Source organism: Janthinobacterium foliorum (assembly GCF_978021625.1).
Genome location: NZ_CDXDQE010000003.1, coordinates 210316 through 227048, shown reverse-complemented (window position 1 = coordinate 227048; position 16733 = coordinate 210316). Strand labels below are relative to the sequence as shown.

Sequence of the window (16733 nt, the reverse complement as noted above, 5' to 3'; positions counted from 1 at the left end):
GCCACTATCGCTGCATGCCCCAGCGTTTCAGGGTGACGCGCTCCAGGCTGCGAAAGCCGATGTTTTCCACCAGCAAACCGATGACGATCACGGCTGCCAGCCCGGCGAAGACCTTGTCCGTGTACAGCTCGTTGCGGTTCTGGAAGATGTACCAGCCCAGGCCGCCCTGGCCCGAGGTGGTGCCGAACACCAGCTCGGCGGCGATCAGCGTGCGCCAGGCAAAGGCCCAGCCGATCTTGAGGCCCGAGACGATGGACGGCAAGGCGCCCGGCACGAGGATGTGCAGCACCAGGCGCAAGCCGTTCAAGCCATAGTTGCGCCCCGCCATGCGCAGGGTGTCGGGCACGCCCTGGAAGCCCGCGTAGGTATTCAGGGCCAGCGGCCACATTACGGAGTGCACGATGACGAAGATCAGGCTGGCGCGCCCCAGGCCGAACCACAGCAAGGCCAGCGGCAGCAGGGCAATGGCCGGCAAGGGATTGAGCATGGCCGTCAAGGTTTCCAATAAATCGCGCCCCAGGCGGCTGGACACGGCCAGCAAGGTCAGCACGAAGGCGGCCAGCACGCCCACCGCATAGCCTTGCAGCAAGACGACGAGGGAAGCGGCCGTGCGCGTGAGCAACTCACCGCTGGCGATGCCGTCGATAAACGCCTGCGCCGTCTGCAGTAAACCGGGCAGCAATAAATCGTTGTGCGTCCAGCGGGCCGCCCCTTCCCACAGCAGGGCCAGTCCCAGCAAAATGCCGACCTTGCGCCACAACGCGTGCTGGCGCAAACGCTGCCAGCGCGACAGCGGCCGCTCGACGGCCACGCCGGACGGCGGCGGCGCCGCATACACGCACTCCTGGCGGATCGGCGGTTCCAGCAGCACGTTCATACGGCCTCCCGCTGCGCCGTCTGTGCCGGCGGGACGGCAACGGCCTCCTCGTCGAACAGCAAGCCATGGATGCGGCTGCTGGCAGCCTGGAATTCCGCGCTGCCCGCGCTGTGCAAGCCGAACTGATGGCTGTTCAACTCGGCGCGCACCCGGCCCGGATGGGGCGACAGCAGCAGGATGCGGTTGCCCACCACCAGCGCTTCCTCGATCGAATGCGTGACGAACACGAGGGTAAAACGCAGCTCTTCCCACAAGCGGCTCAGCTCTTCCTGCATCTTGCGCCGCGTCAGGGCGTCGAGGGCGGCAAACGGCTCGTCCATCAGCAGCACTTCCGGCTGCATGGCCAGGGCGCGGGCGATGGCCACGCGCTGCTTCATGCCGCCCGACAAGGTATGCGGATGCGCATCCTCGAAACCGGCCAGGCCCACCTTGGCGATCCAGTGCTGGGCGCGCTCGCGGGCCGCCATCTTGTCGAGCCGCTTGCTGGCCAATAAAGGAAACATGACATTTTCCAGCACGGTTTTCCAGGGCGGCAACTGATCGAATTCCTGGAACACGACGACCCTGTCCGGCCCCGGCTTGCTGATGGGAACGCCCTGCATGGCGATGCTGCCCGCGCGCGGCGCGATGAAGCCGGCCACGGCTTTCAGCAGGGACGACTTGCCGCAGCCGGATGGTCCCAGCAAGACGAAACGGTCGCCACGGAAGACGTCGAAACTGACATCATGCGTGGCGCGCACTGTGCGCTGTTCCGTCTGGTATTCCAGGCTGACATTCTTTACGCTGAGCAAGGGCGCCACCGCGGCGGGCGGGCGCACCAGGTGAAAAGCGGGTGCGTGCATTTCAGCCTCCTTGCGTGATGGCCGGGTCGTCAAAGAAATAATCGCGCCAGCTGTCGGGCAGGTTGCGGATGGCATTTACGCGGTGTAAAAATTGCGCCAGGCCATACGTATTTTGCGGGGCGATCTTGAATTGCACTTGCGGATTGGCAAAGATTTTCAACAGCAGATGGCGGTCTACCTTGCTCTTGTTCACCTTGATATAGATGTCGGCCGCGCCTTGCGGATGGCTGCTCGCATACTGCGCCGCTTCCGCCAGGGCGGCGATGAAGGCGCGGTAGGTTTTCGGATTGTCCTTGCGGTATTTCTCCGTCGCATACAGCAGGGTCGACGAGCTGGGTCCGCCCTGCACCGTGTAGGAATCGAGCACGATGTGCGCATTCGGGTTTTGCGCCAGCTCCTGCTCCTGGAACGGTGAATTGCCGAAGTGGCCACTCAACTCCGTGCCGCCCGCGATGATGGCGGCCGCCGCATCCGGGTGCGGCAAGGTTTGCGTGATCTTATCGAGGCGCGCGTATTCCTTGTCACCCCACTGTTTCGCCACGGCCATTTGCAGGATGCGCGCCTGCACGGACACGGAGACGGCGGGCAAGGCGATGCGGTCCTTGTCCGTGAAGTCGGCCAGGGTTTTCACCTTGGGATTGTTGCTGATCAAATAGTAGGGAAAATTGCCCAGCGAAGCCACGCCGCGCACATTCTGCCGGCCTTTCGTGCGGTCCCAGATGGTCAGGAGCGGCCCCAGGCCGGCTCCCGCAATATCGATATTGCCCGACAACAGCGCATCGTTGATGGCGGGCCCGCCCGACAGGGTGATCCACTCGACTTTCACGTCCACGCCCTGCTGCTTGCCATGCTTTTCAATCAGCTTCTGTTCCTGTGCAATATTAAGCAAAAGAAAAGTGATGCCATGCTGGCCGGCGATGCGGATCTGTCCTTCGGCCCGGGCCATGCTGGCCGCCATGCCTGCGGCGCACAGCATGGCGAGAGTGGCGAGAAAACGGCGCGGGCGGGCACAGGCAAAGATCGGCAACATGGACACTCCTTGGGGTCAAACTGCGGGAAAAAAAATCAGTACGGCGCATCGCCTTCGATGGTGGTGCGGTAGAGTTTTCGGCGCTGGTCCGGCGGACAACCCGTGGCCAGGTGCATCAGCGAGCGGTTATCCCAGAACACCAGGTCATGCGGCTGCCAGCGGTGCACATACAGGTGCTCCGGGCGCACGCTGTGGGCGAACAGTTCGTCGAGCACGGCGCGGCTTTCATCGTCGGGCAAGCCGACGATGCGCGTGGTGAAGTGTTCGCTGACGAACAGGGCGCGGCGTCCCGTTTCCGGATGCACGCGCACGACGGGATGGGTGACGGGCGTGACTTCCTCGATCTGCGCCTGCGTCAGCGCGGGCCGCCATGGATTGCGGCGGCGCAATTCCTCATACTGGCTCAGGTAACTGTGCTCGGCACGCGCGCCGCGCACGACATGGCGCAGCGCGGCCGGCAAGCTTTCCCACGCCAGGTGCATGTTGGCAAACACGGTATCGCCGCCCTCGTCCGGCAACTCTTGCGCGTGCAGCATGGAGCCAAGGCTGGGCACTTCCTTGTACGACAGGTCGGAATGCCAGAAGTGGCCCGCGTCGCCCAGGCCGATGGGCTGGCCATCCTCGACGATATTCGAAATGATCAGCACTTCCGGCTGCGACGGCAGCTGGAACTGGCGCAGCACGTGGATCTGCAGGGGGCCGAAGCGGCGGCTGAAATCGACCTGCTGCCGCGGCGTGATGTGCTGGTCGCGGAACACCAGCACGTGATGGTCGAGATGAGCATGGTGCAGGCGCTGGAAGTCGCCCAGCGACAAGGGCTGCGCCAGGTCCAGTCCCAGCACTTGCGCACCGAGGGGCGCATCGAACGTGTCGATCTGGAACGAACTGGCGGTGAGCGGGATTTTGAGGACGGCCGACATGGTGGCTTCATCAGTGAACGAGGGAAGTTCACTGTATGCCGGCTTGCCGCCGTTGCAAACGAAGCATTTACTATATGGATATGCGGCCGATGCAGGGCACTGCAATCCGTGCACGGCCCGGACGACCGGTGCAGCCGGCCGCCCCGTTCTGCGACGTGGCCGCTTACGCCGCGTCGTAGCGGGCCAGGCAGGCCGCCATGCGCGGCGCCAGCTCGTCGCGCCGGGTGATGGTCACGCCCAGATCGTTCAGCACGCCATCCTTCAAGCCATACACCCAGCCATGCACGCTGACGTCCTGGCCCCGTTCCCAGGCATCCTGCACGATGGTGGTCTGGCAGACGTTGACGACCTGTTCGGCGACGTTCAGCTCGCACAGACGGTCGCTGCGCTCGCGGCTGCTCAGCACATCGCCCAGGTAACGCTCGTGTTTCTGGCCCACGTCCTGCACGTGGCGCAGCCAGTTGTCGACCAGGCCGATGCGCGTGCCCGTCAAGGCCGCATGCACGCCCTTGCAGCCATAATGGCCGACGATGATGACATGTTTGACTTTCAGTACGTCGACGGCAAATTGCAGCACGGACAGGCAGTTCAAGTCGGAGTGGACCACCACGTTGGCGACGTTACGGTGCACGAAGACATCGCCCGGCGGCATGCCCAGCAATTCGTTGGCGGGCACGCGGCTGTCGGAACAGCCGATCCACAGGTATTCCGGCGAGGTCTGGGCTTCCAGGTTCTTGAAGTAGTCCGGGTTCTTTTCCACCATCGAACTGGCCCAGCGCTGGTTGCGCTCCAGTAACTCCGACAGGGCTGCGCCGCTTTTCACTTCGCTCATGATTTATTTCCTTAAAAAAAACGCCGGGATGTGTGAGCATCCCGGCGCATGGTATTACGTGTGCTTACTCGAAGAAATCCTTGACCTTGTCTTTCCAGGTCTTGCTCTGCGGGCTGTGCTTGGCACCGCCTTCGGTCGTCGATTTCTCGAACTCGCGCAGCAGGTCTTTCTGTTTCTCCGTCAGCTTGACGGGGGTTTCGATCGCCACGTGGCAGAACAGGTCGCCAGCGTAGCCGGAGCGCACGCCCTTGATGCCCTTGCCTTTCAGGCGGAAGGTTTTGCCCGACTGGGTGCCTTCCGGGATCGTGAACGACACTTTGCCGTTCAGGGTCGGCACTTCGATTTCACCGCCCAATGCTGCCTTGGTAAACGAAATCGGCATTTCGCAATGCAGGTCATCGCCTTCGCGCTGGAACACGGCGTGCGGCTTGATGTGGATTTCCACATACAGGTCGCCCGACGGACCGCCATTCGTGCCCGGTTCGCCGTTGCCGGACGAACGGATACGCATGCCGTTGTCGATACCGACTGGTATCTTCACCTCCAGCGTCTTGTTGCGCTTGATGCGCCCCGCGCCGCCGCATGGCGTGCAGGGGTCGGTGATGACCTTGCCGCTGCCATGGCATTTCGGGCAGGTTTGCTGGATGCTGAAGAAACCTTGCTGCATGCGCACCTGGCCGTGGCCCCCGCAGGTACCGCAGGTGGTCGGCGACGTGCCTGGCTTGGCGCCGCTGCCGTGGCAGGTATCGCACTTGTCCCAGCTCGGCACGCGGATAGTCGTGTCGAAGCCGTGCGCAGCTTGCTCCAGTGTAATTTCCAGGTTGTAACGCAAATCGGCGCCACGGTACACCTGCGGACCGGCATTGCGGCTACGTCCACCGCCACCGCCAAAGATGTCGCCGAAGATATCGCCGAAGCTGTCGGCAAAGCCGCCAGCACCGCCGCCGAAGCCGCCACCGCCGCCCATGTTCGGGTCCACGCCGGCGTGACCATAGCGGTCATACGCCTCGCGCTTCTCCGGATTGGTCAGCATCTCGTACGCTTCTTTGACTTCCTTAAACTTTTCTTCCGATTCCTTGCTATCCGGATTGCGGTCCGGATGGTATTTCATCGCCAGTTTACGGTAAGACTTTTTGATCTCTTCTTCCGAAGCATTTTTTGCGACACCGAGTGTCTCGTAAAAATCACGCTTTGCCATGTTGTCGGCACCTTGCAGTCTATCTACTGATGTAAAAATTACACGAAAAAGCCGAGTCGAGTGCTGCACTGGGCAACGACTCGGCTCGGCCGGTCTTCGCGGCTAATCCCGCGATGTAGCGTTCAGCCCGGCTGCCCCCGGTGACGGGAGCGCAAGACAATTACTTGCTGTCTTTGACTTCTTTGAAGTCAGCGTCGACAACGTCGTCTTGCTTGGCGCCTGCATCGGATGCGCCAGCAGCTTGCTGTGCACCTTCCGCGCCGCCGGCAGCTTGCTGCGCTTGCATGTCGGCGTACATTTTTTCGCCCAGTTTCTGCGATGCGGTCGACAGTGCTTCCACCTTGGCGTCGATCTCAGCCTTGTCGCCGGCCTTGATGCTTGCTTCCAGGTCGGTGATTGCCGCTTCGATCTTCTCTTTCTCGCCCGCTTCCAGCTTGTCGCCGTATTCGGTCAAGGATTTCCGGGTCGAGTGTACCAGAGCATCGGCCTGGTTGCGCGACTCGGCCAATTCTTTGACCTTCTTGTCTTCTTCCGCGTTCAACTCGGCGTCTTTCACCATCTTCTGGATTTCCGCCTCGGTCAAGCCGGAATTGGCCTTGATCGTGATCTTGTTTTCCTTGCCGGTGGCCTTGTCTTTCGCGCCGACATGCAAGATGCCGTTGGCGTCGATGTCGAAGGTCACTTCGATCTGTGGCGTACCGCGTGCTGCTGGCGGGATGCCTTCCAGATTGAATTCGCCCAGACCCTTGTTGCCGGCGGCGATTTCGCGCTCACCCTGGAAGACCTTGATGGTCACCGCAGGCTGATTGTCGTCGGCCGTCGAGAAGACCTGGCTGAACTTGGTCGGAATCGTCGTGTTCTTGTGGATCATCTTGGTCATCACGCCGCCCAGGGTTTCAATACCCAGGGACAGAGGAGTAACGTCCAACAACAGCAAGTCCTTGCGTTCGCCCGACAGGACCGAACCCTGGATCGCTGCGCCCACGGCGACGGCTTCATCCGGATTCACGTCCTTGCGTGGATCCTTGCCGAAGAATTCCTTCACTTTTTCCTGCACCTTCGGCATACGGGTCATACCGCCGACCAGGATGATGTCATCGATGTCCGACACTTTCACGCCAGCGTCTTTGATGGCGGTGCGGCATGGCTCCATCGTGGCCGTGATCAGCTCTTCCACCAGCGACTCCAGCTTGGCGCGGGTCATCTTCAGGTTCAAGTGGACCGGTGCGCCATTCGCCATGGCGATGTACGGCTCGTTGATCTCGGTCTGTTGCGACGACGACAGCTCGATCTTCGCGCGCTCGGCCGAAGCCTTGATGCGCTGCAGAGCGATCGGATCTTTTTTCAGATCGATGCCGTTGATCTTCTTGAACTCGTCGATGATGTAATCGATGACGCGTTGGTCGAAGTCTTCGCCGCCCAGGAAGGTATCGCCGTTGGTCGACAGCACTTCAAATTGTTTTTCGCCATCTACATCGGCGATTTCGATGATCGACACGTCGAACGTACCACCACCCAAGTCATACACGGCGATTTTACGGTCGCCTTTTTCAGCCTTGTCCAGGCCGAAGGCCAGCGCTGCCGCGGTTGGCTCGTTAATGATGCGCTTGACGTCCAGGCCAGCGATACGGCCGGCATCCTTGGTTGCCTGGCGCTGCGAGTCGTTGAAGTACGCAGGCACGGTAATGACGGCTTCGGTGACTTCTTCACCGAGGTAGTCTTCTGCCGTTTTCTTCATCTTGCGCAGCACTTCCGCCGAAATTTGTGGCGGTGCCAGTTTCTTGTCGCGTACGCCGATCCATGCATCGCCGTTGTCGGCTTTCATGATTTGGTACGGCATCAGCGCGATGTCTTTTTGCACTTCTTTTTCGTCGAACTTGCGACCGATCAAACGCTTCACTGCGTACAGCGTGTTTTTCGGATTGGTCACCGCCTGGCGTTTCGCCGGTGCGCCGACGAGAATTTCGCCATCTTCTTGATAAGCAATAATCGATGGCGTCGTGCGTGCGCCTTCAGCGTTTTCGATTACCTTTGGTTGACCGTTTTCCATGATGGAAACGCAGGAATTCGTGGTTCCCAGATCGATACCGATAATTCTACCCATGATTTTTTTCCTTTTATTTGCTAGATTTCAGATGGTTCTTATATGTGGCAAAGCGGCATGGTTTCAAGGCTTGCTTGATGCCGCCCTCTGATTATTTTGCTTGCGCGGTAGTCACAATGGCTGGACGCAACAGGCGGTCCGCAATCATATAGCCCTTTTGCAAGACTGATACGATGGTATTGGCTTCCTGTTCCGCCGGCACCACGGCAACGGCCTGGTGTTTCATCGGATCGAGCTTCTCGCCCTGCACTGGCAGTACTTCCACCAGGCGGTTGCGCTCAAATGCGGCGTTCAGCTGTTTCAGGGTCATTTCGACGCCTTCCTTCAGCGACTCGATCGTCGGTGCTTCCACCGTCAGCGCCGTTTCCAGGCTGTCCTTGACGGGCACCATGGCTTCGGCGAAGCTTTCCACTGCGAATTTATGCGCTTTAGCAACATCTTCCTGCGCGCGGCGGCGGATATTTTCTCCATCGGCCTTGGCGCGCATGAAGGCATCGTGCATTTCTGCCAGACGCGCTTCGGTACTCGCCAGCTGCTCTTCCAAAGTTGGCTCTGCGGGAGTCGATGGGGCAGTCGCCGCGGCGTCCGCTTGCGGATTAGGTACAGCTTGGTTTTCCTGATCTTGCATCTAGAAAGCTCCTACAATCAATGGCTTAAATAAGTTAGTCTATACATCTTTACAACACTAACCGGCAGATGGGGCTATATCCTACTGTTTCAAGGGGTATCGGCGCGGGCGCCAAGGTTTACGTCAGCCAATGTTACAGCTTATTACAAATCACTTCCCATTTCGGGCAGCGAGCCGTGCGCGCCCTATGGCCTGTGCCCCGTTGATGCAGCGGGCATCCCCAGCGAAGCCGGCATTCTACCAGCCCCGCTCCAGCCATTGCCACTGAAGATGTTGCTATTTGGCAAACCACTTGCCCGCGCCCGAAATGACAAAGCCGCGCAAGCGCGGCTTAACATGACAAAACAATACGAATCCTACTGCGCCGCGCCCAAGGCCAGGGCCGCCGCGCGGGCTTGCTCGCCATCGTGCTGGTCGGCCGCGCGCTGCGCCGCCGTCTTCATCGTCGGCCAGCCGATCATGTGCTGCTCGGCAATTTCCGCCAGGCCCGCGATCCACTTTGGCGTTTCGTTCAGGCACGCGATGTAATGGAAGTGCTGGCCGCCGGCCGCCTCGAAATCGTGCTTCGCTTCCATGGCGATCTCTTCCAGCGTTTCCAGGCAGTCGCTGGTAAAGCCCGGACACAGCAGGTCGACGCGCTTGACGCCCTGCTGGGCCAGCGCCACCAGGGTGGGCGCCGTGTACGGCTGCAGCCACTCGGCCTTGCCAAAGCGCGACTGAAAGGTCACCACGTATTGATCCTTATTCAGTTTCAACTTTTCCGCCAGCAGGCGCGCCGTTTTCAGGCATTGGCAGTGATATGGGTCGCCCAGCAGCAAAGTGCGCTTGGGCACGCCGTGAAAACTCATCACCAGTTTTTCCGGCCGGCCATGCGCTTCCCAGTGGTTCAGCACGGAATCGCGCAAGGCATCGATATATGTGTCGTGCTCGTGATACTGCTTGATGAAACGCAGCTCCGGCACGTTGCGCACGGTGGCGTAATGGCCAAATACGGCGTCGTAGATGGACGCCGTCGTCGTGCCCGAGTATTGCGGATAGGCAGGCAGGATGACGATGCGCTCGCAACCCTCGTTTTTCAGCCGGGCCAGCACCTCGGGCAAGGAAGGCGAACCGTAGCGCATGGCCATGGCCACCGTCACGCCATCGTGGCCCCGCTCGGCCAGCGCCCCTGCCAGCAGTTTCGCCTGCTGTTGCGTGTGCACTTTCAGGGGCGAACCGTCACGCGTCCAGATGGACGCGTATTTCTTGGCCGACTGGCTTGACCTGAACGGCAGAATGATCAGGTGCAGGATGCACCACCAGATGGCGCGGGGAATTTCCACCACGCGCGGGTCCGACAGGAATTGTTTCAGGTAACGCCGCACGGCCGACGTGGTGGGTGCATCGGGCGTGCCCAGGTTGACCAGCACCACGGCGCTGCGGTCGATGCTGCCATGCGTGTACGGAGGTTCTGTTTGAAAGGACATGAAGGCTCTTAGAAAACGGTGGACAGATAGCCAGCCATTATAGTTTCATTACGTCAACGCCGGTACAGGGCCGGACCCTCGATGCCGCTGACGTCAAGCTTATCGCGGACATATTCGGAGCACGATGGCTGTTGACACGATTACCCCGCCAGCAAAGGCTGGGGGCAGACCCGCCATGCCGCCGACATCAAGCTCAGCGCCAACACATCCGGGGGTCTGACCCCGGGGGTGCGACGGTGCTTAGATCGCCAACAGTTCGCGCGCATGCTTGCGCGTGGTGGCCGTGATTTCCAGACCGCCCAGCATGCGCGCCACTTCTTCCACTCTAGCCTTGGCATCGAGCATGTCGATGCGCGAGGCCGTCTTGCCGTTGTCCAGGGTGCTTTTTGCCACCTGAAAATGTTGATTCGCCTGGCTGGCCACTTGTGGCAAATGGGTCACGCACAGCACCTGGCGCCCTTGTCCCAGGCGTTTCAGCAGGCGTCCCACCACTTCGGCCACGGCGCCGCCGATGCCGCTGTCGACTTCGTCGAAGATCAGGGTCGGCGTGGTGGTGGCATGCGAGGTGATGACGGAGATGGCCAGTGCAATGCGCGCCAGTTCGCCGCCGGACGCGACTTTCGCCAGGGAGCGCGGCGCCGTGCCCGCATGGCCGGCGACGAGGAACTCCACTTGCTCCAGGCCATGCGCGGCCGGTTCGCAAGGGTTCAGGGCAATTTCGAAACTGCCGCCCGTCATGCTCAGTTCCTGCATGGCGCGCGTGACGGCCTGGCCCAATTCCAGCGCGGCGGCGCGCCGCGTGGCGGACAGGCGTTCGGCCACGGCGCGGTATTCCGCCTCGATCTTCGCTTCCTGGCGCAGCAAGCCTTCGATATCGGAAGCGTCGGCCAGGTGCTGCAGCTTCTCCGACAGCTTGGCGTGTTCCTCAGGCAACTCTTCCGGCGTGACGCGGAACTTGCGGGCCGTGCTGTGCATGGCTTCCATGCGCGCGTCGAGCTGGTGCAAACGTTCCGGGTCCAGCTCGACCCGGTCCAGGTAATTGTTCAGCGCATACACGGCTTCCTGCAGCTGGATGCGCGACGATTCGATCAGGTCGACGATCGGCTGCAATTCCGCATCCACGGAAACCAGCTTGCCCAGCTTCTGGTTCAGGCCCGACAGCTGCGAGACGATGGGATGGTCTTCCGACTCGGAAATGAGGGACAAGGCTTCCTGCGCCCCTTCCAGCAGGCTGGCCGCGTGCGACAGGCGGCTGTGCTCGTTCGTGATGTCCGTCCACTCGCCGGGCTTGGCGGCCAGTTTTTCCAGCTCGCCCACCTGCCATTCCAGGCGCTCGCGCTCGTACAGCACGTTGGCGGCATTCGTTTCAAATTCTTCCCGTTGGCGCACGAGGGCGCGCCAGCGCTTGTGCAGCGCCGCCACCTGCCGCGCATCCTGTTCCGCGCCCGCTTCGCGCGCCGTTGCCTGGCCATCGAGCAGGGCCCGCTGCGCTTCGCTTTTCAGCAGCGACTGGTGCGCATGCTGGCCGTGGATGTCGACCAGCATGTCGCCCAGTTCGCGCAGCTGCGCTGCCGTGGCGGGGATGCCGTTGATATACGCTTTTGAACGGCCCGCATTGTCGATCACGCGGCGCAGCAGGGCGCCGCCATCGTCGTTGGCGAATTCATTGGCCACCAGCCATGCCTGCGCCACCTCGCTGACGGAAAAGTCGGCCGTGATGTCGGCCTTGGCCGCGCCTTCGCGCACCACGCTGGCGTCGCCGCGCCCGCCCAGCGCCAGGGTCAGCGCATCGATGAGGATGGACTTGCCGGCGCCCGTCTCGCCCGTCAGCACGCTGAAGCCAGCGGAAAATTCCAGTTCAATGGTATCGACAATGACAAAATCGCGGATGGACAGTGTATGGAGCATGGCTTCTGTGGTTAGGCGGCGCACCGCGGGTTAGCATGGAGAAACGGATTAACTGAGCTTGCCCTCGCCCGACGGATACTCGTTCCAGTGCAGTTTTTCACGCAGGGTGTTGTAGTAACTCCACCCTTCCGGATGCAGGAAGGTAATCGTGTGCGGCGAACGGCGAATGAGGATGCGGTCTTGCTGGATCAGGCTGGCAAACGTCTGCATGTCGAAATTGACGCTGATATCGCGTCCGCGCACGATTTCCACCACGATCTGGCTGGAGTCGGGCAGGACGATGGGACGGTTCGACAGCGCGTGCGGGGCGATCGGCACGAGCACGATGCCGCCCAGGGTCGGGTGCAGCAGCGGGCCGCCGGCCGACAGCGAGTATGCGGTCGAGCCCGTGGGCGTGGAAATGATCAGGCCATCCGACCGCTGGTTGTACATGAAATGCCCATCGACTTCGACGCGCAATTCCGCCATGCCGGCGCCGCCGCCGCGCGAGACGACGACATCGTTGACGGCCAGTCCCACGTGGATCGACTCGCCGTCACGCAGCACGCTGCCTTCAAGCAAGGTGCGGCGCTCGGCCTTGAAGCGCCCGCCGAGAATTTGCGCCAGCACGGGCAGCATACGCTCCAGCGGAATGTCCGTCATGAAGCCCAGTCGCCCTTGATTGATACCGATCAAAGGCACGTCGAATGGCGCCAGCTGGCGGGCGATGCCCAGCATGGTGCCATCGCCGCCCATGACGATGGCGCAATCGGCCGCGGCGCCGATCTCGGCGGGCGACATGGCGCGCACGCCGGGGAAATCCAGATGCGCGGCCGTCTCCGCCTCGAACACGACGGTGTGACCGAGCACCTGCAGGAAATCAACGATGCTTTTGACGGGTTCGGCAATGCCGTCCGTATTCTGGCGCACGACCAGGGCGATGGTCTTGGCACCCAGGTTGAACGGCTGTCCCGGGGCTGGCGAACTGGCTGCTGGCGTTTCGGCGTGTTTTTCGACGGGCATAAAAATCTCGGCAAATAAATTCGGTGGCAAGTCGCCCCAGGCTGTCGCGTCGCACGCCGGCATCGCATGATACTGTATATATGCACAGTATAGTGCGGCTGCCGTGCGCCTGCAAGGGGCGTTTATCAGTGTTGCCGCAGTGTAGCGCAGAAAAAGAATCGTCCATGCGTGCGCCAGCGCTCCGTGCGCCGACAAATCCACTTGCCTGCGTGTCCTGGCGACGGGACACTGGCAGCACGTCATTCTTTCCCCTCAGGAGGCCATATGGTTACCCAGCACAGCGAGCGCAAGATCAATACCGATGCAAAGGTCAAAAATGACGGCGTCGACCGCCTGCCGCACGAGCGCGACGAGTCGCCCGACGCGCAAAATGTGCGCCCGCGCAAGGTGATGCAGCAGGCCGCCAGCGACCTGGAGCAAGGCCTGGTCGACACGGACAGCCGCGCCCAGCCGGGAGTGGAAAAGGTCAAGCCCGCCGCGCCGCAACAAGCCCGTCCCGGCGCGCAGCTGGAACCAAAGAAAGCGCGCTGAGTCCAACTGTCACGCAACGCTACTGTCCTGGAGTACGCCATGCACCGTTACGTCTGTTTGTTCCTGCTGGCCGCTGCCTGCAGCGTCCCCATCGCCCACGCCCAGGCGCCCGCCATGCCCGTCGGCTTCGGCCCGCAACCCATGCTGCCGGCGCCCGAGAAGCAGTTGCTGCCGACTGTGAACGTTGCCCCCGTGCAGCGCTGGACGGCCGCCCAGCGCCCGTTCGTCGCCGCCGGCCTGGCCATTCAGGCTTATGCGCGCGACCTCGACCATCCGCGCTGGTTGTACGTCTTGCCGAATGGCGACGTGCTCGTGACGGAAACGAATGCCCCGCCGAAACCGGAAGACAGCAAGGGCATCAAGGGCGCCATCATGCAGATGCAGATGAAAAAAGCGGGTGCCGCCACGCCCAGCGCCAACCGCATCACCCTGCTGCGCGGCATCGATGCGAACGGCGTGGCGCAGACGCGCAGTGTCTTCCTGCAAGGCTTGAATTCGCCGTTCGGCATGGCCCTGGTGGGCAAGGACCTGTACATCGCCAATGCCGATGCGCTGCTGCGCTTCCCGTATGAGGAAGGGCAGACGGCCATCACGGCGCAGGGCGCCAAGGTCATGGATTTGCCCGGCGGACCCATCAACCACCACTGGACCAAGAACGTCATCGCCAGTCCCGATGGCAAATTTTTATATGTCTCCGTCGGTTCGAACAGCAACGTGGGCGAGAACGGCATGTCGGCCGAAGATGGCCGCGCCGCCATCTGGCGCTTCGAACGCGCGACGGGCAAGGCGCGCGTGTACGCGACGGGATTGCGCAACCCGAATGGCATGGGCTGGGAACCCAGGACAAACACCCTGTGGACGGCCGTCAATGAACGCGACGAACTGGGGAACGACCTGGTGCCGGACTACATGACCTCGGTCAAGGATGGAGCCTTCTATGGCTGGCCCTACAGCTATTTCGGCCAGCACGTCGATGCGCGCGTCAAGCCGCCGCAACCCGACCTGGTGGCCAAGGCCATCGCGCCCGACTATGCGCTGGGCGCCCACACAGCATCGCTGGGCCTGGCATTTAATACGGGCAGCTTGCTGCCGGAGCGGTATCGGGATGGCGTCTTCATCGGCCAGCATGGCTCGTGGAACCGCAAGCCTTTCAGCGGCTATAAAGTCATTTTCGTGCCGTTCGCCAATGGCGTCCCCAGCGGCCCGCCTCAGGATATCGTCAGCGGTTTCCTGGACAAGAGCGGCAAGGCGCAGGGACGGCCCGTGGGCGTAGCCATCGACAAGGCAGGCGCCCTGCTGGTGGCGGACGACGTGGGCAACATCATCTGGCGCGTGGCGCCGGCCCGCTGAACACCCATCGCCCACAGTGTGGCGCAACGAACGGAAGCGCGAAGGTGGGACGTGCATGATGGACTCTCGAACCACGCAAGGAGTACATCATGAAAAAAACAGCATCGGCCGTCTGGAGTGGCGGCCTGAAAGACGGCAAAGGTTTCATTTCGACCCAAAGCGGCGCGCTCGACAATGTGGCGTATGGCTTCAACACGCGCTTCGAAGACGGCCCCGGCAGCAATCCGGAAGAGCTGATCGGCGCGGCCCACGCGGCCTGTTTTACGATGGCCTTGTCCGGCCAGCTGGGCGAGGCGGGCATGCGCGCCACGGCCTTGAAGACCACGGCGGAAGTCACGCTGGAAAAAATCGATGACAGCTATGCCATCACGGCCGTGCACCTGACCCTGGTGGCGACCATTCCAGGCGCCACCAACGAAGCATTCCAGGATGCGGCCCTGCGCGCCAAGCTCGGCTGCCCCGTGTCCAAATTGCTGGCCACGGAAATCACCCTGGACGCCCATCTGGAGTAATTGCCGCATGCCGTCCGCTGCCGCCTGATTGCCGGGCGGCAGGGGCGGTCTCGGCAAGAAAGCCGTAAAACGCATAAAATCCTGCCATTCCCCTATCATCATCAAGGATTTACGATGCGTATTTTGCACACCATGTTACGGGTCGGCGACCTGCAGCGCTCCATCGATTTTTACACGAACGTCCTGGGCATGAAGCTGCTGCGCACCAGCGACAATCCGGAATACCAGTACACGCTGGCCTTCGTCGGCTACGGATCGAATCCCGACCACGCGGAACTGGAACTGACGTATAACTACGGCACCACCAGCTACGAGCTGGGCACGGCCTATGGCCACATCGCCATCTCGGCCGACGATATCGTCGCCGCATGCGACGCGGCACGGGCCAACGGCGGCAACGTGACGCGCGAACCAGGCCCCGTCAAAGGCGGCAACACGGTCATCGCCTTCATCACCGATCCGGACGGCTACAAGATCGAATTGATCGAACGCAAGTTCGACGGCCAGGGCGGCGGCTTGTAATACCTCAGCAGTAATACCTCAACCGTAGTACGTCAGCCTGGCGCGACGGCCTGTGCAATGGCCGCCCGCAGCCAGGCGATCCCCGCATCGCCATCCGTGCGCCGGTGGCGTATCGTTTCAAACCGGAATGGTGCGATGGCAAACGGCGCAGCATGCAGCGCCAGCCCTTGCGCCGCGCTGCCTTGCAAGGCGCGCCGCGCCACCGTCAGGATCAGATCCGTCCCCATCAGGATCGCCGGCGCCACCGTCCAGTGCGGCAAGCGCACGGCGACGCGCCGCGCCTGGCCCAGCTGCGCCAGGGCCGCATCGACTTCCGCCGCCATGCCGCTTTCGCTCGATGCCACCAGCACATGCGGGCGCGCCAGATACGTTTCCATGCGCAAGGTCTTGCCGGGCGCCAGGCTGGCCGGGTCCAGCGCGCACATGAACGTTTCCTGGAATAAGGTTTCCCTGTGCAACTGCTCGGGCAGCTGCGGGAAGACGCCCAGCGCCAGGTCAATCTCGCCATCCTGCACGCCGGCGATCATGGCTGGCCGGCTGGCATAGCGGATCGCCAGGTCGATGCCTGGGGCTTCCACGCGCAAGCGACGCAGCAAGGCCGGCAACAGCAGCGCGGCGCCGTAGTCGGACATGGCCAGGCGAAACACGCGCTGCGCCGTGGCCGCCTCGAAGGCGGCGCCGCCCAGCACGGAGCGCACGCTTTGCAGGGCGTCGGCGAGCGGCCGCGCCAGTTCCAGCGCGCGCGCCGTCGGCTGGAAACCGCCCTTGCCGCGTATCAGCAGCGGATCGCCGAGCAGATGGCGCAAGCGCGCCAGCGCATGGCTGACGGCGGGCTGGCTCATGTGCAAGCGCCCGGCCGCGCGGGACAAGTGGCGCTCGCTGAGCAGCGCCTCCAGGATCACCAGCAAGTTCAGGTCAACAGCCCGCAGACTATTCATTTCGCGCATGGTTGACTGACAAATTACGAATTGGATTTAATCATGACAGCATAATACGATGGATCCATCAACT

16 protein-coding genes are annotated in these 16733 nt (G+C 62.0%); 4 read left to right on the top strand and 12 right to left on the bottom strand.

The window, feature by feature from the left end:
* Window positions 1-4 precede the first annotated feature (4 nt).
* From ACZ92H_RS08490 to ACZ92H_RS08440, 11 genes are all read right to left on the bottom strand, one after another.
* On the bottom strand, window positions 5-877 hold the full coding sequence (locus tag ACZ92H_RS08490; protein WP_465048988.1) for an ABC transporter permease: 873 nt from the start codon (window positions 875-877) through the stop codon (window positions 5-7).
* A complete protein-coding gene (locus tag ACZ92H_RS08485) occupies window positions 874-1719 on the bottom strand; it encodes an ABC transporter ATP-binding protein (RefSeq protein ID WP_465048987.1) in 846 nt (281 codons plus the stop codon). The genes ACZ92H_RS08490 and ACZ92H_RS08485 overlap by 4 nt, the downstream gene beginning before the upstream one ends.
* Before the next feature lies 1 nt (window position 1720).
* Entirely contained in the window at window positions 1721-2749 is a 1029-nt protein-coding gene (locus ACZ92H_RS08480; RefSeq protein WP_465048986.1) for an ABC transporter substrate-binding protein, read from the bottom strand.
* A gap of 35 nt (window positions 2750-2784) precedes the next feature.
* Window positions 2785-3669: a TauD/TfdA dioxygenase family protein gene (locus tag ACZ92H_RS08475; RefSeq protein WP_465048985.1), complete on the bottom strand. Its 885-nt coding sequence runs from the start codon at window positions 3667-3669 to the stop codon at window positions 2785-2787.
* 163 nt (window positions 3670-3832) lie between these two features.
* On the bottom strand, window positions 3833-4501 hold the full coding sequence (gene can, locus ACZ92H_RS08470; protein WP_131373402.1) for a carbonate dehydratase: 669 nt from the start codon (window positions 4499-4501) through the stop codon (window positions 3833-3835).
* A gap of 64 nt (window positions 4502-4565) precedes the next feature.
* On the bottom strand, window positions 4566-5699 hold the full coding sequence (dnaJ, locus tag ACZ92H_RS08465) for a molecular chaperone DnaJ (protein WP_102292386.1): 1134 nt from the start codon (window positions 5697-5699) through the stop codon (window positions 4566-4568).
* A gap of 160 nt (window positions 5700-5859) precedes the next feature.
* Window positions 5860-7803, bottom strand: coding sequence for a molecular chaperone DnaK (gene dnaK / locus ACZ92H_RS08460; RefSeq protein ID WP_102292387.1), 1944 nt, complete (start codon window positions 7801-7803; stop codon window positions 5860-5862).
* A 91-nt stretch (window positions 7804-7894) separates the two neighbouring features.
* Window positions 7895-8431: a nucleotide exchange factor GrpE gene (grpE, locus tag ACZ92H_RS08455; RefSeq protein WP_034788734.1), complete on the bottom strand. Its 537-nt coding sequence runs from the start codon at window positions 8429-8431 to the stop codon at window positions 7895-7897.
* A gap of 356 nt (window positions 8432-8787) precedes the next feature.
* Window positions 8788-9897 carry a ferrochelatase gene (gene hemH, locus ACZ92H_RS08450; RefSeq protein WP_465048984.1) on the bottom strand — a complete coding sequence of 370 codons (1110 nt, stop codon included), beginning with the start codon at window positions 9895-9897 and terminating at the stop codon, window positions 8788-8790.
* A 240-nt stretch (window positions 9898-10137) separates the two neighbouring features.
* On the bottom strand, window positions 10138-11805 hold the full coding sequence (gene recN, locus ACZ92H_RS08445) for a DNA repair protein RecN (protein ID WP_465048983.1): 1668 nt from the start codon (window positions 11803-11805) through the stop codon (window positions 10138-10140).
* A 48-nt stretch (window positions 11806-11853) separates the two neighbouring features.
* Window positions 11854-12807 (bottom strand): NAD kinase, encoded by a 954-nt coding sequence (locus ACZ92H_RS08440; protein ID WP_465048982.1) that lies wholly within the window; start codon window positions 12805-12807, stop codon window positions 11854-11856.
* 264 nt (window positions 12808-13071) lie between these two features.
* Between ACZ92H_RS08440 and ACZ92H_RS08435 the strand changes: the two genes are divergently transcribed.
* From ACZ92H_RS08435 to gloA, 4 genes are all read left to right on the top strand, one after another.
* Window positions 13072-13338: a hypothetical protein gene (locus ACZ92H_RS08435; protein WP_465048981.1), complete on the top strand. Its 267-nt coding sequence runs from the start codon at window positions 13072-13074 to the stop codon at window positions 13336-13338.
* A 39-nt stretch (window positions 13339-13377) separates the two neighbouring features.
* Window positions 13378-14688 (top strand): PQQ-dependent sugar dehydrogenase, encoded by a 1311-nt coding sequence (locus ACZ92H_RS08430; RefSeq protein ID WP_465048980.1) that lies wholly within the window; start codon window positions 13378-13380, stop codon window positions 14686-14688.
* Window positions 14689-14777: 89 nt separating this feature from the next.
* On the top strand, window positions 14778-15200 hold the full coding sequence (locus ACZ92H_RS08425) for an OsmC family protein (RefSeq protein WP_131373397.1): 423 nt from the start codon (window positions 14778-14780) through the stop codon (window positions 15198-15200).
* Window positions 15201-15314: 114 nt separating this feature from the next.
* Window positions 15315-15722: a lactoylglutathione lyase gene (gene gloA / locus ACZ92H_RS08420; protein WP_070311709.1), complete on the top strand. Its 408-nt coding sequence runs from the start codon at window positions 15315-15317 to the stop codon at window positions 15720-15722.
* 32 nt (window positions 15723-15754) lie between these two features.
* Here gloA and ACZ92H_RS08415 read toward each other — a convergent pair whose 3' ends face one another.
* The gene (locus ACZ92H_RS08415; RefSeq protein ID WP_465048979.1) at window positions 15755-16660 is read right to left on the bottom strand and encodes a LysR substrate-binding domain-containing protein; all 906 of its coding nucleotides are present in this window, start codon (window positions 16658-16660) and stop codon (window positions 15755-15757) included.
* Window positions 16661-16733 lie beyond the last annotated feature (73 nt).